The following is a 24,686-nucleotide window of genomic DNA, read 5'->3' on the forward strand; positions in this document are numbered from 1 at the left end:
TTACCGTTGCGGCAACCGATAGGCCGGCAACGTTGGGCATTGAAGGAATTTGTAACGGCGGCGGCCATGCCGCGCAATACCGCGTAGCCTGGCCGCATAGCGAATGGGTTGTTCCCGGGGGCAGGGCCGTTAAATGGCCCGCCAGAAATGGGAATGCCGTTCCTGTAAGGCTTACTCCACTTTCCCCTCCAGCGCCAGCAAAAACGCATACTGCCAGGCTTTGTCTTTTAAGTAATCAAAACGGCCCGAGGCGCCGCCATGGCCGGCTTCCATATTGATCTTGAAGAACAGTTTGTTGTTGTCTGTTTTCAGCTCGCGTAATTTGGCTACCCATTTGGCCGGTTCAAAATATTGTACCTGCGAATCGTGCAAACCGGTTGTTACCAGCATATGGGGATAGGCTTTCTTTTCTACGTTATCATAAGGCGAATACGATTTCATATACAGGTATTCTTCTTTCTGAGCCGGGTTGCCCCATTCTTTGTATTCCCCGGTGGTAAGGGGGATGCTGGGGTCGCTCATTGTGGTGATAACATCTACAAACGGTACATCGGCTATTACCCCATGCCAGAGATCGGGGCGCAGGTTCACGATGGCGCCCATAAGTAAACCGCCGGCGCTGCCGCCATTGGCATACAGGTGTTCTTTGGTGGTATAATTTTCTTTGATCAGGAATTCACCGCAATCGATAAAATCATAGAACGTGTTTTTCTTATGAAACATATGTCCCTGGTCGTACCACTGGCGGCCCATTTCCTGGCCGCCCCGGACATGCGCAATGGCATATATAAAACCACGGTCGAGCAGGCTGATGACATTGCTGTTGAAAGAGGGCGACATGCTGGCGCCATAAGAGCCATAGGCGTATAACAGCAATGGATTGCTGCCATCTTTTTTTACGCCCTTTTTATACACTATGGAAACAGGTATTTTCACCCCATCCCTTGCTACTGCCCATAGCCGCTCTGAAGTATACTCGTCTTTTTTAAAACCGCCCAGCACCTCGGTTTGTTTTTTAAGTACGCGTTGCCGCGTGTCCATATCGAAATCGTAGATGGAAGCAGGGGTGGTCATGGAAGTATAGGAGAAACGCAGGATGTTGGTATTGTAGTCAGGATTTACATTGGGGAACGAGGTAAAAACTGCTTCGGGAAATGTTATGTAATAGTCTTTTTTATCGGTGAAGTTTATAACCCGCAACTGGTTCAGGGCGTCTTTCATTTCACTCAGCACCAGGTGGCCTTTAAATACCAGCATATCGGAAATGAATACGTTTTTTCGATGGGCGATCACTTCTTTCCAATTGTTTTTTCCGGTTTTTTCTTCAGGCGTTTCCATAAGGCGATAGTTGGGCGCCTTCCAGTCGGTAAGCACATAGAACTTGTTGTTGTAATGTTCTATGGAGTATTGAAAATTTTCTTCCCGCGGTTCAAATATTTTGAACTCGCCGGTTGGGTGGGCTGCTTCGAGCAAACGGTATTCGGTCGACACCTGGTTCATGCTGGAATAAATGCTAACATATTTTTTCGACTTGGTGCGGTAAACGCCAGTATAAAAACGATTGTCTTTTTCTTCATAAACCATTACGTCTTTGGCAGCATCGGTGCCCAGCTCATGACGCCAGATCTGGTAGCCCAGCAACGTAACCACATCTTTTTTAACGTAGAAGATGGTTTTATTATCTGCCGCCCATGCTATATTACCGCCTTCCACATTGGTAATGATCTCGGGGTATATAACGCCGGTTATCAGGTTTTTGAATTGAAGTGTGTAAATTCTTCTGCCCACGGAATCAACCGTAAATGCCAGCAGTTCGTTATTGTCGCTTACTACACGGCGGCCGACTGAATAGTACTGAAATCCTGTGGCCATTAAATTCTGATCGAGCATGATCTGTTCCGGCGCTTCAAGGCTTTCTTTTTTCCGGCAAAATACGGGGTATTGTTTGCCTTCTTCAAAACGGGAGTAATACCAGTAGCCATTGTCTTTATAGGGAAGGGATTCGTCTTTTTCTTTAATGCGGCTTTTCATTTCAAGGAACAGTTTTTCCCTGAGCTCTTTTGTGCCGCTCATCAGGGTATCGAGATAGGTATTTTCTGCTTTCAGGTAATACAGTACTTCCGGATTTTCGCGCTGGTTCAGCCAGTAATAATCATCGATGCGTTTATCATCGTGGGCAATAAATTCTTTGGGTTGCTTTTTTACAGTGGGCGGTGGAACGCCTTCCGGCCATTGAAATCCCTTCATAACAGGTGATGGTTGATTAAAGGCTACTAAGGTAGCAGCTATTAGTATAAGAATTATACTTCTCATGTGACAAAGTTTGACGGCAATGAAATTACAGCATTTGGCTGCAATATTGTTACCGTTAAAATAAACAGGTGGGCCGCCCTTGGAAGGCAACCCACCTGTTAAAAAGAAGGCCGTCTGCCCGCTGGCAAACGACCCATCCCTGAAGTTTACCAGCTCTTTCTTACCCTGAACCTGCCTTCAACTGTTGTCGTGTTTTTTAAATTGTTGCCAAAACCAGCAGGTGACATTACAAAGGTGCCTTTTATAAACCCGTCATCATCACCCATGCTGGTGATTGTAACCCCGCCGCCGCTGGGTACAAATTCTTCAGCGCCGTTTATATAGGCGCATGTATAGTTGTTGCCGCCTGTTATATGATAATGCACGTGGGTGCCCCAGATAACTGCAGGGTCTTTGAAAGCATGGGTGCCAACGCCGCCAACAAACCTTATCAATACGTACCAGCCGCGGGCGTCGCCGTCCGAATCGGCCATGGCAATATTATCGGGACCCATTTTAACCGCGGGGGAGGCCGGTTGTTTTACCCAGTTACCACCAGCCACTCTTACTTCTATTTCGCCGTCGTCGCCGGTTATTTCAATGTTTTTTACAAGCATAAATTTTCCACGTTGTTTAAGATCGAGGTTAACACTGATGGCTACCGGATTGGGTGCATTCGGTACCGTGCCCGGCGCTTTGTAAACAGCTTTGGCGCCATTCGCTTGCAGGTTGCCTGCACCGGCCAGTTTCCATTCTTTTATATTGGTAGTGGCTATCGAAATTTTCTTACCCATCGGAACCTGCGAACCGGGTGTAAGCGGGGCCAGAATATCTTCGGTGCAAAACACTTCCAGGTCGGCTGTGCCGTTAACCGGTAACATGGATGCGGAGCTTACCAGGTAAAAACTTTCAAAGAGGCTCCAGTCGCTAAAGTGAGTGGTTGTTACTCTTGCCTTTTTATTCTCAGGGTCGATAACGGTGCTGCCCTGCGCCTGCCAGATGCCTTTATCGTCCTGGTAGGCAATGCCCAGCGCTTCGGGTAGGGTGTTTATGATCTCCTCTTCATTATACGAAAACTCGATGGTTACCGGTTTGCTGAAGGTAACATTGTGCGGCATAAGGCGGTATGCCTTACCGATAGCAAGCGGGTTTTGATTGCTGATCGACTGAACGGTGAACTGTTGTGCTGCTGATACGGCGCCTGCGGGGATCGACAGTTTTATACGTCCATCGGCACTGGAAATGGCGCCCCCTTCCGCGCCAATTGTTTTTACGCTGGCTGCGGTGGCATCGGGTAAACCTACAGGCGTTGCCACGCCTTCGCCATTGTATACTGGATCAGGTTGGGCGTTGTTATCTTTTTTACATGCGAACAAAAGGAACATCAATGCACAGCCCGTGATGGCTGCGGTAATTCGTTGTAACATGGTGGTGATGATTTTTACACTGTTATTTTCAGTGCAGCAAAACTAGCAGCGGGCAGGCGGGTGAGGTAGCGGATGATGTATGAATTGAGGATTATACTATACCTGTTGAAATAATCACGGTTGCGCTTCCGCTTTACGCATATGATAAGCCATTTTTGCGGTGAAACCCAGTTTGCGAATGAGGCGGTAATTCACTACAGCGCCAACGGGAGCACCTATCAGCGGTATGAGTTGTGCGAGTTTCGCCAGATCGATATAATCTCTGTACTCCTGTTGAAAACTGCGCCATTCGAACTGGTTGATATCGGCGGGAAGGCTTTTCGATTTTTCATCCCAGTTCTTCATTTCCATAAATACATTTCGCCTGTGTTGGGCAGATGAAAAGGCAAGCTGGAAAATATGCAGAATATACACCCGCTCGCGATAGTCGTTCACCGGGAAACCATAAAGGGATGCGATCTCGAACAGCAGTTTGATCTTTATCGCAATCAGCAACGGGAAATCTGCAAGTCCCAGTAATATACCGCCCGCCCCGGTAATAGCGCCTTCGGCTGCTGCCGTGGTGCGGTATTTCTTTATTGTTTCTTCAACTTTGCGGTCGGTTTCTATGAGCGCAAGGCGTGTTTTATTATTGCGGGTAGTGAGTTTGGCGCCAAACAGCACGCCCCTGATCATTTGTTTTATGGTGGTGGTAATTACCTGGTGCACTTTTTCCGGTATGATGCTGTTGATCTTGTCCTGTGCGCTTTTCGACAGCCTGTTGAGAATGCCGGGCCGCCGCATCATTTTCCGCTGCCAGGTTTGCAGCTCACGCATCATTATGTGCTCGTAGGTTGTTGTCATATTCTAATTTACGACATGGTTCAGGTATCTATGTAAAAGATATGCCAACCGGTAAACCAGCCAGGCAGGAATACTGTTGCAACTTCTTTCTGTTTAAGAAATTATGATCATATAAAAAACGTGAAAAACACCCGGATTTTATCGGCTATTTCATTGTAATTCTACAATCAGATTGTGGATTCTCAAAGAGGATCTTTTTCAATAAGTTATATACCACGGCGACACAGGTGGGTGTGCTATGCATATCCGTTTGTGTCGCATTGCGTTATATTTAAATGTGTATAGTACAGCAATGGTGCCCGCACCAGTTGCTTCACAGCAGGTATAGCCAGCATCCATCTACTTTAACCTTCAATTGTATAGCTATGTCAAATGCGTATTCACTCCACCTCGGGCTGAACAATGTAGATCCTGATCATTACGACGGCTGGAACGGCCAGTTGTATTGTTGTGAGAACGACGCGCTGTTCTATCATGAAATGGCAGAACGGGCCGGTATTAAGAACCGCAAATTGTTATTGTCAGGCGGCAGCCAGGGTGCGGAAATGCCTGTTTCGGCCAACCTCGATAAATATCTTGAACAATTCAGCAAAACATTGAAAAGCGGCGATTTTCTTTTTATCACCTATTCGGGCCATGGCGGACAAATAAAGGACATAAACTTCGATGAAGAAGACAGTGTAGATGAAACCTGGTGCCTGTACGACCGGCAGTACCTCGATGATGAATTGTGGGAACATTTCAGCCGGTTCAAAAAAGGCGTTCGCATTCTTATGATCTCCGACAGCTGTCATAGCGGAAGCGTGGCGCGGGCGATCGATTCGCCAAAAGATGCAGAAGTGGCCGGTTTGCTGGAAGATATCTTTAAGAAAATGAATCTGGTTACGCGCAATGCGCCAAAGGATATTACATTCAACTCATACAGCAAACATAAAGAACAATATTACGGCCCCACGCACAAACCCATCGTTGTAAAGGAAGATATCCCGGCCACGGTATTGCTGCTGGGCGCCTGCCGCGATGAAGAGCTGGCCAGCGAATGGGACGGCTATGGACTGTTCACCAGTACCATCAGGAAAGTGCTGAGCATGAATAAAAGTATTGGCAGTTATGACGACTGGCACGAAAAGATTACACAGCAAATACCGGCCATTCAGCATCCTACGCTGTTCACTTATGGTTCGGGCGCTGATCTTTTCCGGAAGGAAAAGATCTTCCAGGTGGGTAATGGACAAAGTCCTTTCAGCTTTTTTGATCCCGAACAAAATACGGTTCCTGAAAAAGTGAAGGAGAACCTGCTTGTTGATTTTGGGAAAACCGCACCGCAATTGAGATCAACGGAGTATAAACCAGCGCAACATCTCAAACGCGATATGCCTGATACTCCTTCCATTCATTTAAAAGAAACAGCTCCCGATACCACCAGTTCATGGGATGAAGCCTACAAAGCGTATTTTTCACTGCGGGCCGAACACCCTGAAGTTTTTGTTGAGCCCGATGTAAAAAGCAAATACCTGAAAGAATCACCGCTCTCCAAATCGGCCGATGGAAACAATTATATGTCTAACTGGCCCAAACCGCCCAATACGCTGGGCATAGATGAATTCATCTGGCACCTCGGCGATAACCATTCCCAGCTAAGAAAGGCGGCGCAAAGAGTAAAGGAGAAAATGAAATTAACCGATGTGCTGGATACGGTTCCAGACGACATGGTGAAAATTGCGCACATCGATACGGGGTATATCCCTTCGCACCCGGCCACACCGAAATACCTGGTAAAAGATGCCGGCATCAGTTTCGTAGGCGGCGAACCCGATAACAAGGGCACCGATATAATGCAAAACCGCATAAAGTTCCTCGAGCAGGATGGACATGGTTCTGCCACGTTGGCCATACTGGCGGGTAACTTCATAAAGAAAGAGGATGCCTATGCAGGTTATGAAGGTTTCTTTGGCGGCATACCATTCGCCAGAGTGATCCCTGTTCGCATTTGCGATACGGTTTACAATTCATTCAATGCAAACGATGTGGCCCGGGGTATTGAATATGCCATTGAAATGGGATGCGAAGTGATCTCCATGTCGATGGCCGGTTATCCAACGCGGCGGGTGGCCCGGGCGGTAAATAAAGCGTATGAGGCCGGCGTGGTGATTGTTACAGCCGCCGGTAATAATTGGGTAAAAGGCATCAGTAAACTAACGCCCAAAGCAGTAATGTATCCTGCGCGGTTCGACCGCGTAATTGCTGCCTGCGGTGTTTGCTTTAATGAAAAGCCTTATGATTTTGCAGCGAACGAAGAAGAAATGAAGTTGCGTTCCGAAGGCGGCGATACCATGCAGGGTAACTGGGGGCCCGAAAAGGCAATGAGAACGGCATTGGCTGCGTATACGCCCAACCTGGCATGGGCCAACAATAATCCCAACAGCAAATACCGCTTTTCAAGAACCGGTGGCGGCACTTCATCAGCTACCCCGCAAATTGCGGCGGCCGCCGCATTATGGATCGCATATAACCGGCAGGAGCTGGCAGATAAACAATACAAAGGCACATGGAAACAGGCAGAAGCGGTGCGGCAGGCCCTGTTCCAGAGCGGTGGAATCGATTATCCCGGGTATAAAAAATATTACGGCAATGGCTCTTTAAAAGCAAGCGCAGCACTGGATGTTTCGGCCGATATTTTCAATATGGAATTGAAACAGGCAGAAGAAGCGTCGGTAAGTTTTTTGGGAATCGGTAAATTCGTATCACAATGGTTCCGGGCATTGCCTGCAAAATCGGCGCTTCCCGAAACAGTACCGCCCACCGATAAACAAATACAGGAAATGATGTCGGTTGAAATAATGCAGGTCATGTATAAAGACCCGGCGTTGTTCGAGTACCTCGATACGATTGACCTGGATGGCGCCGACGCAGATTTTTTTAACCGTGCGGCCGCGCGCGATAAGTTCAAATCGCTTATCAAAACCTCGGCCTATGCATCGGCCACCTTAAAAGCTTTGTTGTAATAAACCGATCACCATGAGCAAGCCAACTTTCTATACCGCTTTTTCAAACAGCATTACCGATGTGATCCCGAATTTGAGTGAAGAAGCAATGAAGATCAGCGACCTGCTGCAGGAACTGGCGTTTAATGATAAACTTTATTATATAAAAGATGAAGTGTTCAGCTTCGACCGGCTGCTGTTGAATTTTGGCAAGTATGGCCGGCGTATCGACATCTTTTATTTTTCGGGCCATGGCGTGGATGGCTGTTTACAGCTTTTCAGGAACTTTACCATTCAGCCCGCGGAAATGTCTGACATCGTGAATACCTCGCTGAAGAACGCCAAACTCATCTTTTTCAATGCCTGTGAAACCTTCAAGCTCGCACAGCACATCATAGATGAACGGCAGATATCAAAAGATAACCTCGTCATTATTTCCTGCAAGAACAAGATCAATAGTTTTATTGCCGAACGGTTCGCCACTTTGTTATTTACGCAGATCGGGCAGCCCGGTACTTACCGCGAAGCATACGACCAGGCAAAAAGCCTTATGAAAGCCATTCATAAAGATCTCCGGTTCAAAGAATTCGACTGCCGTAAAGATGTAACGGATGCCGCTGATGATTTTGATATCGGTTATATTGAGATCAAGGCCGAAAAACGTATTGAAGAGGAGGAAGATTGTACCCCTGTCATAACGGCTTCGGTAACCGGGAAGAAAGCAAAAACTTCCATTATCGGTAAAGACAAACTTACCCGCGATGCGCTTACTTCTAATTACGTACACGAAGTAGTGGAATCCATTGCCGCAAACCCCCAGACAATTCAAACCGGATCGCTGGAAATATTAAAGAATGCACTCGTAAGCGCCGAGCAGGTAGCAAAGGGCGAAAAGAAAAATAAACAGATGGCCGAGCTTTTTAAAAAGGCTGCGGAACTGCTGCCCGGTTTCAGCTCGCCCAGCGCATTCGACTCGCTGATCAATGCGGAAAAGAATATCGACAACCCTTCCGTTAAAAGCCTTATCAAGTCGAAGCTCTCCGGCAACACCATAGGCGGTCTTATCGAAAAGCTTACCAGTATAAAACTGTGATCACCATTCAGCCACCCATTCATTTTTCATCACTTCAACACGACAATTGTTTATGCCACGCATATTTGCTTTGCTTACAGGAATTAAAGATTATCATCCCCAATCGGGCGTTTCAGGCCTCAGCGGTTGTGTAAACGACGTGAATAATATGGAAGCCATGCTTGTTAAAAAGTTCGGCGCCGCCAATGTAGCTGTTAAAAAGTTATTGAACGAACAGGCCACAAGAGAAGCGTTCAGGGACAGTTTTGTGAGTCATCTCATCAATAATCCTGCAATACAACCCGACGATACCGTATTGTTCTATTACAGCGGACACGGATCTTTTAGTAAATCGAATGCGGCGTTTTCAACCTGGGACAGTGAAGGCCGCGATGAAACGCTGGTGTTGTACGATAGCCGTTGCGCCGGCGGGTTCGATCTGGCAGATAAGGAACTGCGGCTGCTGTTGAGCCGTATTCGTGCCACCAGTATCATTGTGATCGTCGATGCCTGTCATTCCGGTTCCATTACCCGTAATATAAATGACCTCGATGTAATACTGCTGGGCAAAGCGAAACACGCCCCTGCGCGCAGTAATGATGCCGGCCGTAACCTCGCTGATTATTTTACCGTCAACAATGAAGGGTACGAACAACTGCTCGATGAGAATAACAAAGCCAGGCTGCCCGAATTGCGCTGCATAACGCTTTCTGCCTGCGACCGTACCGAAGTGGCGTATGAAAGTAGTTATAGCCCGGAAGGGATGTTCACCAGCATGATGCTGGAAGCTTTGAATGCAGGTGTTGTCAATCTCAGTTATTCGCAGCTGTATGAACAGTTATATACGTTGCTGAAGCGCAGGGCGCGGCAGCAAACCCCGCAACTGCAGGTGTCGGGCAACTTTAATGTGAACACCGTTGTGTTTGAAAATACTGTAGCGGCGGGCAATGGTATTTACCAGGTGGTAAAGGAGAATGGTAAGGTTACCATCAATTGCGGTGCGTTGCATGGAATGAAGAACGATCGCCAGTCTGTAAAAAGCATGGCGGTGAGTATTACCGACAAAGATGACCCGGCCGCAGCGCCCCGGCTGGCAAAGATCACGGCTGTAGGGCTCGATAATGCCGAACTGGAAAATATTACCTTAACGCCCAAAATTTACCAGGGCACGCTGCTGAACCTGCCGCCGGCCGTATGTATATATGTAAATGCCGATGCCGCCACGCAACAGGCCTGGCAGCAACTGGCCGAAAAGGAAAAAGAGGAAACGCTTGCCTTTGTTTATTCGAAAGACCAGTATCACGATTATGAACTGAAGGTACATGCGAACCGCGTTTCGTTAACGGAACCTGCTACCGGTAAGGTCATTAAACAAACCGACAATGCATCGCCGCAGGCACTGGTTTATATCCTGGCCTGCTGCAATAAAATAAACGACTGGCATTTGCTGCAGGCATTGCACAATTATGCCATGCCCGAAGATTCGCTGTCGCAGGTATTCAATACCGAAATGAATATAGAACTGTTCAATAGAGAAAAACAGGAGTGGGAACTGCAAAAGGGAAACGAACTGGTGGTGTACCTCGATGAGCAAAACAATGATATCCCCATCAATATGCACCTTACCACCGGCCCGGGCACAGGATGGTATTGCGGTGTATATTATTTGAACAGCAGGTTCGGTATAGAAGTGTGTACCAACCCGGTGAATGAATCGAAGCTTACCAGCAACGAACCGATGAATCCTTTGGAGGGCGCGTCAATAACGATGGATGATGGCGTTGACGAAATGACCGATTACCTGAAGCTGGTGATTGGCAGGGAGCCGTTTAAAGATTTTCTGATAAATGAATTTGACGGTTTCGAAAAAAGCAATAACGAATATGGGCTGGGAAAAAAGAAGTCGTTGCGAAGAGCGGTGAAAATTGATCAGTCGTGGTTCGTAAAAACCATTGCCATCAGGATCGTGCGCCGGTCAGGGGCAATCGATAGCGATACCTCGTTCAACCTCGGGAAATTAACGATGCACCAAAACAATGCATTGAACGGCAGGGCCAGTGTGTCGTCCATTACTGCCCATGCCAAAAGCGTACACCCGGCTGAGCAGTTACGGCAATTTGTAGCCGAGAACGGATATGAACTGGTAAACCTGGAAACTACGCGGTCGGCGAACGGCGCATCGGTTGTTTGGGTTGATAAATTACAGGGCGATGTATCAAAGCAGGAACCGTTGATGATCACCTTGGCTGAAATACCGGCCGATGACCAGGGCATAGCGGCCATTACGATGGAAGACGGCGTTATACAATTGATCGGTTTTGGCTCGCCCGATAAGGAAGCCGGGAACTATAGTTTTGAAATCCCTGTGCTGCCCGAAGATCAGCAACGAAAAAAGAACCTGGTGCGCGCCGCCTGGTTCTGTTTTGTAAAAGTGGTACTGAAAAAAGACCTGAGCATGCTGCGCAAAGTGATCTATGAAAATGGCAGGGTAGATTACAAAAATATTTCAGGTACTGTCGTTAACCCCGGAATGAAGGTGGCTGTATGCATTCATGGTATTATTGGAAATACAAAAGGCATGGCGGCATCTATGGAATTCCTGCAGGCGGAAAGGCAATACGACCTCATTCTGGCCTTTGATTACGAAAACCTGAATGCAAAGATCGAAGATATAGCGCTTACATTTAAAACAATGCTGGCAAATGCCGGCGTAAGCAGTACCACGCCCGTTGATATCATCAGCCATAGTATGGGCGGTTTAATAAGCCGGTATATGATAGAGCACATAAAAGGCACCGAAGGCTGGGTTAACCGGCTGTTTATGTTTGGAACCCCCAATGCAGGTTCGGTACTTGGCTCAATTCCAAAGATCCGCGACTGGACGGTGACCGTATTGACGCTGGCCTGCAATTTCGGTGGGGCAGCCCTCGGCGCAGTGGGGCCGGTATTATCGGCCGCCGGTAAAGCGCTGGGCGCTACCAAAGTAGCAACCAACAGCCTGGCCCAGATGGCCATCGATAGCAGTTTCTATGATGAGCTCAACAATAAACCAGATGTAAATACCGTCACCACCAAATATCATATCATTGCCGGTAATGTGTTGGAATTTAAACCGGCGGAGGATAGCGGCCGGTTTGAAAAGGTAATGGAGAAAATAAAACGGCAGGTAGGGGAGATGCTGTACAGTGCAGATACCAAAAATGATATCGCCGTAGGGGTCGACAGCATACTTACGCTGCCGCAGGGCATCAGTGTAACCAAACAAACCTTTCCCGGCCATCATATGAATTATTTTGACCTGGCGGCGCCAATGAATTATTTCAAAACGCTGGTTTGAGCGGAAGGCAGGCACAATTTTTTCAGCTTTTAGGCGGCAGGCCCTAAGCCTGCATTGCAGTATGTTCATTCCTGATGTATCGGCGCCATTGTGGTTCATGGTAACATTTATCGTGCTCTTCACCATAATTGTAGGCAGGTACTTCCTGGTATCCGGATTGTTTTACCTTATATTTTATATCTGGTTCCCCGCTAAATGGCAGCAAAGAAAGATCAGTAAAAAGGAATATGCGCCGCGGCAGTTAAAAAGGGAAATCTCATGGAGCATGATCACCGCCCTGATCTTTGCCCTTACCGGAACCCTGATGGTACTGTTATGGCAAAAGGGATATACAAAAATATACACTGATATTCATGAATACGGCTGGTGGTGGTTGCCGGTAAGCCTGTTCATTTCGATGCTGCTCGATGAAACTTATTATTACTGGATGCACCGGTTATTGCATAAGCCCGCCTTCTTTAAATTAATTCACAAGGTGCATCACCAAAGCAATATAACCTCGCCCTGGACGGCGTTCTCGTTCCATCCGCTCGAAGGATGGATACTTTCGATTTCCTTACCGCTTATTTTAATGGTTGTTCCCATGCACCCGGCGATGATATTATTACAGCTCACCATTATGACATTCAGCAGCGTCGTGAATCATCTTGATATAGAAATATACCCTGCAAAATTTCACAGGCATTTGCTGGGAAAATGGCTGATCGGCGCTACGCATCATAGCCTGCATCATAAGCAGTTCAAATACAATTTCGGGTTGTATTTTACTTTCTGGGATAAATGGAAAAATACCGAAAGCCCTTTGCTCGATGAAGCTTTTGAAAACGCTACGGAAACGAAAACCGGTTAAAAGAATTTTTCAAGGCTCAATCCATAGCTCATCAACAGGTTCTCCGTTGAAGTAATATTCTGCCTGTTGTAATTAAACGAAGTGGTGAAATTTAGCCATTTGTACAACCTGATAGAGAAATTGGTATTTAATTTCAGAATATAATCCCGGCCATCTGATATCGCGGGCTGGTAAAAGTTGATACCATTGAAACGGAAGATCTCCTTTATTACGAACCGGAATTTCAGCCGCAGTGAATTACGCACCGTTTGATAGCTGGTACGCCCGGTGCGGTCGGGGATGCCGAGGTCGGTTGTTTCGAACAGGAAACCATCGCTTAATTCCAGGTTCGCGCTGGGGCTGTCAACAAATGTAAATCCTACACCAGCGCCTGCCTGAAACCGGTTGTCAACCTTTAGTGAAAAGCTTTTCTCGTAACCGGCCAGTCCCCAGTAATAAAATTTTTGCACCGCTTTCAATATGTCGAGGTTCAGGGTGGCAAGGAAATCGTCATTCGTTTTTAAGTTAGGATTGCGGCCAAAAACATGGCTTGCCATACTGTTGATAGAGAATTTCTTTTTATCTACCTGGAACCGCATGGCATTATTCAGAAGGTAGGTTGTGCCGGTATTGGTACGGTTCAAATTACCGGTTCCTGCAAAATTTATATAGTAATCGACGGAATCGCTAAACTGGGTATAGCCGGTAAGTTGCATTGTGCACAGGCCTATTGCTATTATACAAATGCGCCTCATTGTCTTCATGATGGTCAAATATAACATGTTCCTTGTTTTTTATTATCCGGAGCGCGCTGTTTACCAACGCTTTTCCCCATAACGGGGAACAATTATGCCTGAAATCAGGCAGCAGTTTTGCAAAAAATATGCTATGATGATAGTTAGAGAACAGGATAATAAAGATGCAATAGCATTTTATCGAACTGCCCTTCAAATGCTGGAAGAATGTGGCGCCCGGTACCTGCTGGGCGGCGCTTTTGCCATTTTTCACCACACGGGTATTTACAGGGATACCAAAGATCTCGATGTTTTTTGTCCGGCCAGTGAATACCCGAAGATCCTTAAATTTTTTGCCTCGAAGGGGTATCGTACCGAGCTCACGGATATTCGCTGGCTGGCAAAGGTATTTCATGGGGATTATTTTCTCGATATCATATTCGATACCGTGAACAACATTTGCCGGGTAGACGAAGAATGGTTTCAGTATGCGCACCAGGACGAATTTCTGGGTTTTAAGATCAACATCTTATCGCCCGAAGACCTGGTATGGTGTAAAATTTATGTTCAGAACCGCGAACGGTACGATGGAGCCGATATTAATCATTTGCTGCTGAAGCAGGGTAAAAGTATAGACTGGAACAGGCTGGCAGCCAAAATGGACCGGCACTGGCATTTGCTGTTAAGCCAGTTGCTTTCTTTTCAATTCGTTTATCCTTCAGAGTTCCATGACATTATTCCCAAATGGCTTTTTGAAGAGCTGCTAAAAAGGGCAGCAGAACAATATGAACTGCCCGCCCCGCTCGAAAAAGTATGCCGCGGACCGGTGATCGATCAAACGCAATACGAGATCGATGTAAAAGAGTGGGGGTATAAAACGTACACGCTTAAAACAGTTTAATTATGTCCGGTGAAAACAAAAAACGCATCGCCGCTATTGCCGATTTACATATTGGTGAATCGGACAAAGGCAAATGGGTCGATTTTTTTACTGAAGTTTCTAAAAATGCCGATGTGCTGGCCATCTGTGGCGATCTTACAGATACGGGCGATGAGTCGGAGGCGCATATCCTTGTGGGAGAATTAAAAGCATGTTCTATACCGGTGGTGGGTGTGTTGGGAAACCATGATCATGAAAAGAGCCGGCATAAGCTGATCAGGCAGATCATGCAGAGCCATCCCAATGTACATATCCTCGATGGTGAGGCAACGGTGGTGGCCGGCGTAGGCTTTGCGGGCGTAAAAGGATTTGGCGGCGGTTTCGATAATTATATGCTGTCGATGTTTGGCGAAGGCGCCATGAAGTCGTTTGTGCAGGAGGCTGTTGAAGAAGCTTTACATCTCGATCGTGCACTCGCGCGGCTCGACCAGGAGCATAAGGATATAAAGAAAGTAGCCCTGCTGCATTATTCACCCATAAAAGAAACCGTGGAGGGCGAACCCGAACAGATCTTTCCATTTTTAGGTTCCTCCCGCCTGGCAGAACCTTTATCAAGACGTAACGTGGAAGTGGTATTTCACGGGCATGCGCATATCGGCGTGTTGGAAGGAAGCATTGCCGGTAAGGTAAAAGTGTTCAATGTAGCACGTCATGTACTGCATAAATCGGGTTATGGGAAACCTTATTTTCTGTATGAGATCTGAGGACTGTTACCTGTAATCTTCCTTACATAACTGGTTATTACAAAAAGCCGCCGCTTTATGCCCCGTGGCAATGGCTTCTGCTACCAGGTGATAACCCGGGTGCGCCACATCGCCGGCTGCAAATACGCCCTGAACCGATGTTTGCATGGCGCCATCGGTAAGCACCGACCCGCTTTTACTTATTTCACACCCCAGTTTTACCGCCAGCTCATTGTTGAATTTCACCTGTACCGGCTTGGTATAAACGACCGGCGCAGCGACCACCTGCCCGTCGGCCAGCAACGCTTCTGTCATTTCTTCACGCCTGGTCAACTTTATCACCGGCGTTTCGATCAACCGCCAGCCTCTTTGCTGCAGATAAGTTTTCTTCTCTGCATCTTCAACCGTACTGCCGTTTAATAGGAAGGTGAGCTGCGGGTTCCAATGACTAATGGTTATGGCTACATCCCACGCAATGGCGCCTTTTACCAGCACAAGCGCAGGCTGGTCCCGTGCTTCCCAACCATGGCAATAGGTGCAATGCAAAACCGTTCTTCCCCACAAAGCGGCAAGTCCCTCAATGGCAAACAACTTATCTGTAACACCGGTAGCCAGAATGATCTTTCGTACTGTAAGTATTTCATTGCCGGCGGTTAACTGAAAACCTGTTGCAGCGGCGTTCACTGATGATACCGGCTGTGGCAGGTATCTAACGTTCTCAAACATGTTAAGATGAGCCAGTGCAATGCTGCGCAGTGCATTTGGCGAAGCGCCATCACCGGTAGAAAAATTATGCAGGCTTTGGGCTGCGCTATTTCGGGGCGTACCGGCATCGAACACGATGGTACGGCGTTTACTTCTGCCAAGTGTATGCGCTGCCGCCAGGCCGGCATGACTGCCGCCTATAACAGCCACTTCATAATCAAATGCATTCATGTAATCACATTTTTTAAATTGATAAACGGTAAAATAAAAATACAACATTGTTGCATTTGATATAAATTCCCCTATCTTTGTTTTGATGTATCGCATAAGCCTTGCATATACCAGACAACTAATAGCCTTACTGCTGATTGTGGTAATGACACTGGTGCATGTAGCAAAGGTGGTGCATACACACGCTTCATATAATTCAGATCATTCCTGTAAACAGGAAAACATCCTCACCAACGGGGGCGCTGTACATGGTGCCTGTTCTATTTGTGAATTCCAGCTTGCCAAAGACGCTTCTTTCACCGGCGAAGTAATATTGGTGTTGGCGCCTGTTTACACAGCGCCTACCTATTGCAGGCTGATCACTGCCATCAATTCCGATCGTTTACGCGTTTCAGACAGCAGAGGCCCGCCGCAGGCTTAATAAGCTGCTCCTTACTGTATCATCAGTTACCGGTTACCTGTTACCAGTGGCAGTGACCTCATAACTGCCGGCAGGCCAACTCCGGATTTTCAAATAGTTACCTTCAAATCGTTTACGTTAAGCGTGTAGCGTTTTGCGTTAAGCATTCCGCGTTAAGCATTGAGCGTTCTGCTTTCTGCGTTCTGCGTTCTGCTTTCGCGTTAAGCATTATGCATTCCGCGTTAAGCATTGAGCGCTCCGCGTTATGCGTTAAGCGTTCAGCGTTTCACATACTGAATTGCCCTGAGGCACGCGGTACCCGTGCGGCCGGGCATAGAGGCTCCCGCCGAACACCTCTTTCAAAAAAAGTAGGCATTAACTATTAAATCGCTTGATTATGGAAATCATCAACAAGGATGCATTGATCGCATCTCTCCTGGAAGAAAGAGAAAACGCATGGATCGGTACAACTACCCATTGCTGCGGTGGCGGCCATTGCTGCGTTTCTCCCGATTAATTTGTTGCTTGAACAGCGGAGGCTTGTCCTCCGCTGTTACCTGCTTAAAACCAATGACCATGCAAAGCACCTCACTTGCAGCTTTGCTGCAATACAAAAATGAAAATGTGATCTCCCGGTTCACCGATCTGTTTGATGTAGGCGAGGAGGAAGCGGAAGAGATCTTTATGGAAACAAAAAAGTTCCTCTTTATCAGCCGGCAGCCGGGTGTATTCATTCCCGATGAACTGTTGATCGTTGATGAAATGTGGCACAATTTCATTCTGTTCACCTCCACATACCATGAGTTTTGTATGCACTATTTTGGCGGTTTCCTGCATCACCTGCCTGCATCGAAAGCAGAGAAAATGCGCCACCGGCAGCAGTTGGATGCCGATTCCTTTATGGCCAGGAATGCATTCAAAGAAAAACTGGCCGCCTTCATCAGTATCACCTACGATCAACTGGGCCACGAAACGGTGATCAGGTGGTTTCAGGAATATCCGCAGCGCTATAGCAAACAGGTCATTAAAAATCTTCGCAAGCATTGATATGAGCATCTTTCCAAAACGCGCCATTAGAGGCAATACGGTTACTGTTCACTGGAACATCACACTTCCTGCCGGAATGGAATCGGCGGTATGTCCCTTTGTGCGTATCGGTATAAATAGTCCCGGCGGGAAGCAGCATATGCTTTTTGAAGAACATGTATTGTTGCTTCCTTCAACGGCGGCTGTGGCGCCCGCTTCCGTAGAAACCTCCGGTACGTTTCAATACCTCAACAAACATACGCCGTTGCTGGTGCTGGCTTCTTATTTAACGGCGCCCCAGCAGCGCGAAAAACTGGTGGAGGTCCTCACCAATTTACAGAACGGCCGGCACTATTATTTTTCCTGGCCGGTTCCACCCGACGCTGCACCCGGTAAATACATCCTGCTGTCTGAAATGTATATCGATGGTTCGGTTAAACATTCAGGTACAGCCACTGAAGATTTCTTTTATATAGAACAGTTGAACATAAGTACCGGCGAGGGCGGGGAGGTGGTCATTCATAATCCGGGCCCCGAACCGGTACCGGCAAAGCTTATCACCTATATCGCAGGCTATCACCAGCGCCCCTACACGCTGCAAGTATTTTTTATTGCACCGGGTGAACAGCTCCCTGTAAACACGGCCGGTAAAAGCGTATTTCTCGTGTACAATGAAGAGCGCATCACCATTCCCCTGCATACTTACCGGCAACCACGCACGCTGCGCAATCAGCAACACCTTTTTTTACATAAAGAAAAAGATGGTGAACAGCTGAGTTATGTACTGCCGCGCGAAGGTGAAACCGCGTGGCGCCTTTCGGGGCCGCAACGCGAGATATGGCAGGCAGCCGATGGCATGAGCAGCGCTGCCATAGTGCGCGAAAAACACAGCGCCGGTTATGACGAAATGTTAGCGCAGGGATTAATTACAGAAATACCATGAATAAACTAACCGGCATATTATTTCTTTCCAACCTGCTCGTTGTATATAACCTGAAGGCTCAGTTGCAGCCTGAATCGCCTACAGCCATTCCTGTTGGGCACGATACGCTACAACCAGCGAAGGCGCTGAAAGCCGTTGAAGTGCGGTCTGTTTCGGCCGGCAGCCTGCAACAGTCAACCCGCGCCATAACGGTCATCGATGCAAAAAAATATTATAACCGGCCGGTCACCACGCTGGCCCTCATCAATCAATCGCCGGGTGTGCGCATCAGGCAGGAGGGCGGTTTGGGCAGCAGGGCCGATTTGTCGATCAATGGCCTCAGCGGGCGGCAGGTAAAATACTTCATCAACGGCATTCCCGCCGATTTCCTCGGCGCCGGCAATCGTCTCAACATCTTTCCGGTCAATGCCATTGACCACATAGAAGTGTATAAAGGCGTTGTGCCCATAGAACTGGGCAGCGATGCCTTGGGCGGCGCCATCAACATAGTTACCCGCCAGCAACTCAGCAACTATACCGATGCCTCCTACAGCATCGGTTCATTCAATACCCATAAAGCAACCGTCAATACGTATCGGAATACCGGCAGCCGGTTTTTTTTGCAGGCCGGTGGTTTTATTAACTATAGCGATAATAATTATTCCATTACGGCCGATGTGCCCGACAGGTTGGGCAACCCGGTTTCACAAAAGGTAAAACGTTTCCATGACCGGTATCGCGATTATCAGCTCAATGCAGAGGCCGGTATACAGCAATCCAGATGGGCCGATTGGTTCAGCGTCAATGCTTCTTATTATGGCATGGATAAAGATGTACAGCATAACCTGGTAATGACGGAACCTTATGGCGCCGTTACCCGCAATGAAAGAACCTGGAATGCCGGTATCCGTTATATGAAACAGCAGTTGCTGCCCCGGCTGACGCTTTCTTTCTATGGCAATGCCGGTATAGTGAAAGAGCATTTCCTCGATACTTCGTATAATGCCTACACCTGGGATGGAAAAGTATACGAAAGAAGAATTGCCTATGGTGAAATTGCCAGTTCACGTACCGATCTGCTGTTTACCACGCACAACCTGGTAGGCCGGCTGCAGCTCGATTATGCTGCCGACAGCACCAACAAATTCAGCTTTTCGTTCACCGGCACGTATTTTACCCGCAAGGGAAAAGACACCATTGCGGAGAATTATTTTGGAAAGGACTTTTATGGTCATACAGTACAGATGCAGAAAAATACGGCCGGGCTTGCCTGGCAGCGCCGGTGCTCACCGCGTTTTATCAGCACCACCTCGGTCAAATACTACTGGTACCATGCCAATGGATTCACGATCGACAATTTGGTGTTCAATGAAGCCAGCCGAAGCAAACAACAATTTGGGGTAAGCGAAGCCCTGAAATTCGAGCTGAACCGGCACTGGCTATTAAAAGCATCCTACGAATACGCCACCCGCCTGCCCGATGAAATGGAAGTGTTTGGTGACTTCAGCCTGGTAAAGGCCAATCCTTCTATACAACCCGAGATCAGTCATAACCTGAACCTGATGGCGCGTTACACCCGTTCTGCATTAAGTGCAGGTATAAACGGGTTCATCCGCCTTACCGATAATATTATCTTTCTGCAGGCATCGCCCCGCAGCTCACAATACCGTAACCTGCTCAAAGCCCTTACCGCCGGTATAGAGGCCGAAGCCAGTTACCAGTTTACACCTTCTTTGTCGTTATGGGCCAATGGTACTTTTCAGCACATCGTCAACAGATCGAAAAAAGAAAATACCGGCAATATCGATGACCGTTACTTTAACCGGCGATTGCCCAACAAACCATTCCTGTTCGCCAACAGCGAACTGCAATGGACGCGCCGGAATCTCTTCCGCAGGCAGCACACCCTGCAATGCTGGTATGGCGTCAGTTATGTGAACTGGTTTTATCTCTACTGGTCGAATGACGGCCGGCGCGATACCAAGGCGATAATTCCCACTCAGGTTGTGCAGCAGGCCGGCCTTAGCTATGCATTACGGAACAACCGGGTAGCCCTGAGTGTGGAAGCGCACAACCTTGCCAATGCAAAGGTGTATGATAATTACAATGTGCAGTTGCCCGGCCGCGCGTACACTTTAAAAGCACGAATCTTCATTGACCAATAAAAGCAACCCGAAAAATGAAACGCAAACACACACTGTTAAGAACATTATTTTATGCATCGATGATCGCCCTGGCAGGTATCACGGGCTGTGATAAAGACAACGAAAATGATGGAGACCCGAAGAACAAAGACGCCAATCAATACGCTATTGCGCTGGTGGCTGGTACTGGTAGCGCGCAAACGACCTATATACAGGGACTGGCCGGTTTCGATATCGCCTCGCTGGATAATGGCAATGCCACCGAACTGGCCGGTAACGGCCGCATGCTTACCTATAACGGCGCGGCCTACGTTAGTGTATACAATTCACCGGCTACCATGACAAAGTATACGTTCGATAACACCGGCAAAGCGATCAAGGCAGGTGAGTTGATAGTGCCGGGCGCCAAAACCTATTCAACCGTTGAATTCGTAAGTCCAACTGAAGCGTATGCTTCTGTGGCCGGCGGACTTGCCAAAGTGATAAAGTTCAATCCCTCCACCATGGAGCGTACGGGCGAGATCGATCTGTCATCCATTCTACGTGCAGAAGCGCCGGTAATGTATTACCTCGGCATGAAAGCCCGCGATGGAAAATTGTTCATGGGCGTGTTTTATGAAGGTGCGGGCTTTGTAGAGAAATACAATGATACCGCCTACGTAGCTGTCATCGATCTGGCTACTGCCAAAGTAGAGAAACTGATCAAAGATCATCGTACCGGAAGTGTGTTCGATGCCTATAATTCATTTGCTATCGATAAAAATGGCGATCTCTTTGTAGCCGCACTGGGCTATACCAACCGGCCCAGCGGTGTGCTGAGGATCAAAAAAGGAGAAACTGATTTTGATCCGTCCTGGTTCTTCGATCTGGATGCCGCCACCGGTTATAAATGCCGTGGGGTATCGGTTTTCGATAATGGACTGGCATTTACGCTCGCACTGGTAAATCCAGGTGATGGTTATGAGATCAACGGGCCTTCCCATCATTTTTATCGCATCGACATAACGCAAAGAACAAGCGCCGGAAAACTGGCCGGTTTGCCTGATGTGTATGGTTCCGGTGGCGCCGTAATGCGCCGGTACGAAAATGATCAACTGCTTTTTGTGGTATCGGGCAAATCGGAGAACAGCATTTACAGTTACCAGCCTGCCAATGGAAATGTAAATAAGAAAATAACACTTACCGGAGGCCGCTGCAGCGGTTTCGATAAACTGCCTTAACCAATTATGATCAGTAATTTGTTCAGGATAGCCATGCAGGAAATAACCGTTGTATACCGCAGCAGGGTGATACTGCTGATGGCAGGCATTATTTTGCTGCTGGTGCTAACGGCTGCCTGGGGTGGTTATCGCAATTACCAAACAGCAAAACATATCAGGGATGAAGCAAAAGCAAGTAAGCGGGCGCAATGGCTTCAGCAGGATCCCAAACATCCGCATGTAGCGGCGCATTTCGGCACGTTTGCCTACAAGCCAAAAACCTGGTTCAGTATGTTCGACGATGGCCTCGATAATTATGCGGGTGCGTATGCTTACCTGGAACCGCACCGGCAAAATGATTTTGTTTTCAAACCGGCCGAAGGGCATGGCGCCGGTATTCGGTTTGGACAACTTTCTGTAGCGTTGGTGTTACAGCTATTGGTTCCATTGTTGGTCATCTTCATGGGATTTTCCACCGTAACAAGAGAGCGCGAACAGGGAACGCTGAAACTTTTGTTCAGCTATGGTATTACGTTACCGGCGATAGCAGCAGGTAAAGTTATAGGGCAATACGCTGCACTTATGTTGTTGCTGTTGCCTGTGCTCACACTCACCGGCGCTTTCTTTGTCGCTATGACGCCCGGCGCCGGCAGCGATCAGGCTTTGCGTGCCTGGCTGTTACTGGCGGTGTATGCGGGTTATTTTTTGCTCTTCACCCTGCTTACGGTATTTGTTTCCGCCATGGCAGGAACCGGCGGTAATTCCTTGTTGATATTGCTTACGGTATGGATAGTGGCCTGTATCATTATGCCCAAAGCGGCTGCCAATATCGCCAGCGACCGGTATCCATTGCCCGCTCAGTATTCTTTTCGGGAAGGCATTCAGCGCGACATTACACAGGGCATCGATGGCCATAATACGAGCAATGAGCGCGCACAACAAATGGAGAAAAAACTATTGCAACAATACAAAGTAAAAACTGTACGCGAACTGCCCTTCAATTTCGAGGGTTACATTATGCAGGCGGGCGAAACCTACAGCAGCATGGTATACGATAAACACTTTCATCAACTGCAACATACCCTGTTGCAGCAGGATCGCTTTTGCCGGCTGGCGGCAATCATCAATCCTTACGCGGCCGTACAGGGGCTTTCGATGGGCCTTGCGGCTACAGACCTGAATACACATATCGACTTCCAGCAAAAAACAGAAACCTATCGCCGGCAATTTGTGCAAAAGATGAATGAAGATATGATGCATCACTCAAAATTGGGCGACTGGGATTATAAAGCATCGCAGGCGTTATATGCTTCCGTGCCCGACTTTCAATACCAGCTGCTGCCGTTGAAGCGCGTACTGGTATTTTACCGGATGGAATTGTTTTCCCTGGCGGCGCTGCTCCTATTGGGCAGCGGTATCTTTTATTTCATTCTTAAACGAGTACCCCTCATTACCCGCCTATGAAAACATTGTTGCTCATAAGTGCGCGCGAATGGAAACTGCTTAACAGGAATATACTGCAGTTGTGCATTATTGTTTTGTTTGCGGCGGCGGCGCTGTATGCCATTCATTATGGTAATGCGGTAATTGACCGGCAGCAGGAAACGGTGCAATACATAAGGCAGCAAAATGCGCAGGATCAGCAGCGACTGATAAACGGGTTGGGAGCCGACACCACCACCCCCGCCGGCCTGGCGGCCTGGGAAAAAGCCGCTTATCCTTCCAAAGTGCGTTTCTTCCTGAATTATTATGCCGTCAACGAGCCGGCGCCTTTTGCGCGTTTGTCTATAGGGCAGCGCGATGTAAATGCATACTACCTGCAACTCAATGCGCAAAACCTGTACCTGCAGCTTTTCCGGTCAGAGATCGCCAATCCGCGAAAACTGCTGGCAGGCAACTTCGACCTGTCGTTTGTGATCATTTACCTGTTGCCGTTACTCATAATAGCATTTACCTATAACCTGTTATCCGACGAGCAGGAGCGGGGCACGCTTCCGTTGCTGCGTATGCAGCCGGTACCTGTGCAACAGATCATTCTTTGTAAGCTGTTGTTCTGGCTGGGCATTACCATAGCGTTGTTGTTCATTATCTCCTGTATCGCTTTTGTATGGAGCGGTATGCCTGTTACGGCTGCTGGTTCAATGATATGGTGGTTGCTGGTAAGCGGGTCATATGCCGGTTGCTGGTTTGCCCTGTTATTGCTCATCAATGCCTTTCACCGCAGCAGTGCAGTCAATGCGTTGTGGAGCCTTGGCGCATGGTTATTGTTTCTTGTAGTGGTGCCGGCATTGCTGAACCTGGCCTTTAGTGATGAACGCCAGGCAGACCCTACAAAGCTTACCGACTACATTCGCCGGCAGCAGGGTTTGGGTGAATCGAAACAGGAAAAAGTGGAAGTGCTGGAACGCTTTTACAAACGCTATCCGCAATACAGGAATAACGACACGGCCGCGGCTATACGTTTCCTTGAGTTTCAGGCTTACTCGGCTTACGTAACGCTCACCGATGCAGCAGCCAAACCCGGGGTTGATGCTTATTATCGAAAGGTATGGCGCCGTCAACGGCAAATGGCCGCTTTTAACCTTATAAACCCGGCGGTAAATACACAACACCTGATGAACACGCTGGGCCATACCGGTATAGAAGATGCGTTCGCATTTCGCGCATCGATATCCGCATTTCATGAACGGTTATGTCATTTTTGTTTTGAGCCGTTGTTTGCGGGCAGAATGATGACAAAGGCAGATTTCAACAACCTGCCGGTGTTCAGGCAGTTACAACCATCGACAGCTATAGGTACTTTATTACGAGGGTTGGGATGGCTTTGGTTACTCACCATCATCGCAGCTGTTGCCGGGTGGCGCAGGCTACGCAACAGCTTTTCAACCCCAACCGTAAACGGCTAACACATTATACAA

Annotated in this window: 18 protein-coding genes; 13 read left to right on the top strand and 5 right to left on the bottom strand. The window is 47.9% G+C overall.

Annotated features, from left to right (window positions below):
• Positions 1–171: 171 nt before the first annotated feature.
• From A4R26_RS15680 to A4R26_RS15690, 3 genes are all read right to left on the bottom strand, one after another.
• On the bottom strand, positions 172–2,313 hold the full coding sequence (locus A4R26_RS15680) for a S9 family peptidase (protein ID WP_165760292.1): 2,142 nt from the start codon (positions 2,311–2,313) through the stop codon (positions 172–174).
• A gap of 146 nt (positions 2,314–2,459) precedes the next feature.
• Complete coding sequence (locus A4R26_RS15685) at positions 2,460–3,719, bottom strand: hypothetical protein (protein WP_081164690.1); 1,260 nt, start codon at positions 3,717–3,719, stop codon at positions 2,460–2,462.
• Between the two features lie 114 nt (positions 3,720–3,833).
• Positions 3,834–4,562: an EcsC family protein gene (locus A4R26_RS15690; RefSeq protein WP_081164691.1), complete on the bottom strand. Its 729-nt coding sequence runs from the start codon at positions 4,560–4,562 to the stop codon at positions 3,834–3,836.
• 365 nt (positions 4,563–4,927) lie between these two features.
• On the opposite strand from A4R26_RS15690, the gene A4R26_RS15695 reads away from it, so the two are divergent.
• The 4 genes from A4R26_RS15695 to A4R26_RS15710 all read left to right on the top strand — a co-directional run bounded on the left by A4R26_RS15695 (position 4,928) and on the right by A4R26_RS15710 (position 12,805).
• Positions 4,928–7,567: a S8 family serine peptidase gene (locus A4R26_RS15695; protein WP_165760293.1), complete on the top strand. Its 2,640-nt coding sequence runs from the start codon at positions 4,928–4,930 to the stop codon at positions 7,565–7,567.
• A 13-nt stretch (positions 7,568–7,580) separates the two neighbouring features.
• A complete protein-coding gene (locus A4R26_RS15700) occupies positions 7,581–8,639 on the top strand; it encodes a hypothetical protein (RefSeq protein WP_081164693.1) in 1,059 nt (352 codons plus the stop codon).
• Between the two features lie 52 nt (positions 8,640–8,691).
• Positions 8,692–11,955 (top strand): DUF7379 domain-containing protein, encoded by a 3,264-nt coding sequence (locus tag A4R26_RS15705; protein WP_081164694.1) that lies wholly within the window; start codon positions 8,692–8,694, stop codon positions 11,953–11,955.
• A 61-nt stretch (positions 11,956–12,016) separates the two neighbouring features.
• Complete coding sequence (locus tag A4R26_RS15710) at positions 12,017–12,805, top strand: sterol desaturase family protein (protein ID WP_081164695.1); 789 nt, start codon at positions 12,017–12,019, stop codon at positions 12,803–12,805.
• Here the strand turns inward: A4R26_RS15710 and A4R26_RS15715 are convergent.
• Complete coding sequence (locus A4R26_RS15715; RefSeq protein WP_081164696.1) at positions 12,802–13,566, bottom strand: DUF481 domain-containing protein; 765 nt, start codon at positions 13,564–13,566, stop codon at positions 12,802–12,804. The genes A4R26_RS15710 and A4R26_RS15715 overlap by 4 nt on opposite strands.
• A gap of 106 nt (positions 13,567–13,672) precedes the next feature.
• Here A4R26_RS15715 and A4R26_RS15720 point away from each other — a divergent pair, with 106 nt between their 5' ends.
• Positions 13,673–14,419, top strand: coding sequence for a nucleotidyltransferase (locus tag A4R26_RS15720; RefSeq protein ID WP_081164697.1), 747 nt, complete (start codon positions 13,673–13,675; stop codon positions 14,417–14,419).
• A gap of 2 nt (positions 14,420–14,421) precedes the next feature.
• Entirely contained in the window at positions 14,422–15,162 is a 741-nt protein-coding gene (locus A4R26_RS15725) for a metallophosphoesterase family protein (protein WP_081164698.1), read from the top strand.
• 6 nt (positions 15,163–15,168) lie between these two features.
• Here the strand turns inward: A4R26_RS15725 and A4R26_RS15730 are convergent, their stop codons facing one another.
• Entirely contained in the window at positions 15,169–16,077 is a 909-nt protein-coding gene (locus A4R26_RS15730; protein ID WP_165760294.1) for an NAD(P)/FAD-dependent oxidoreductase, read from the bottom strand.
• An 85-nt stretch (positions 16,078–16,162) separates the two neighbouring features.
• Here A4R26_RS15730 and A4R26_RS15735 point away from each other — a divergent pair, with 85 nt between their 5' ends.
• From A4R26_RS15735 to A4R26_RS15765, 7 genes are all read left to right on the top strand, one after another.
• Positions 16,163–16,498, top strand: a complete 336-nt coding sequence (locus tag A4R26_RS15735) for a hypothetical protein (RefSeq protein WP_081164700.1) — start codon at positions 16,163–16,165, stop codon at positions 16,496–16,498.
• Between the two features lie 555 nt (positions 16,499–17,053).
• Positions 17,054–17,524: a UCP032817 domain-containing protein gene (locus A4R26_RS15740; RefSeq protein WP_133054697.1), complete on the top strand. Its 471-nt coding sequence runs from the start codon at positions 17,054–17,056 to the stop codon at positions 17,522–17,524.
• A 1-nt stretch (position 17,525) separates the two neighbouring features.
• Positions 17,526–18,446, top strand: coding sequence for a hypothetical protein (locus tag A4R26_RS15745; protein WP_081164702.1), 921 nt, complete (start codon positions 17,526–17,528; stop codon positions 18,444–18,446).
• Positions 18,443–20,590, top strand: coding sequence for a TonB-dependent receptor plug domain-containing protein (locus tag A4R26_RS15750; protein WP_081164703.1), 2,148 nt, complete (start codon positions 18,443–18,445; stop codon positions 20,588–20,590). The genes A4R26_RS15745 and A4R26_RS15750 overlap by 4 nt, the downstream gene beginning before the upstream one ends.
• Positions 20,591–20,604: 14 nt before the next feature.
• Positions 20,605–21,789, top strand: a complete 1,185-nt coding sequence (locus tag A4R26_RS15755; RefSeq protein ID WP_081164704.1) for a DUF4374 domain-containing protein — start codon at positions 20,605–20,607, stop codon at positions 21,787–21,789.
• A 6-nt stretch (positions 21,790–21,795) separates the two neighbouring features.
• Positions 21,796–23,232: a DUF3526 domain-containing protein gene (locus A4R26_RS15760; RefSeq protein WP_081164705.1), complete on the top strand. Its 1,437-nt coding sequence runs from the start codon at positions 21,796–21,798 to the stop codon at positions 23,230–23,232.
• Positions 23,229–24,674, top strand: a complete 1,446-nt coding sequence (locus A4R26_RS15765; RefSeq protein ID WP_081164706.1) for a DUF3526 domain-containing protein — start codon at positions 23,229–23,231, stop codon at positions 24,672–24,674. The genes A4R26_RS15760 and A4R26_RS15765 overlap by 4 nt, the downstream gene beginning before the upstream one ends.
• The last annotated feature ends 12 nt before the right edge of the window (positions 24,675–24,686 follow it).

The sequence above is a fragment of the Niastella populi genome (genome assembly GCF_002078015.1).
In the GTDB taxonomy this organism is placed as follows: domain Bacteria; phylum Bacteroidota; class Bacteroidia; order Chitinophagales; family Chitinophagaceae; genus Niastella; species Niastella populi.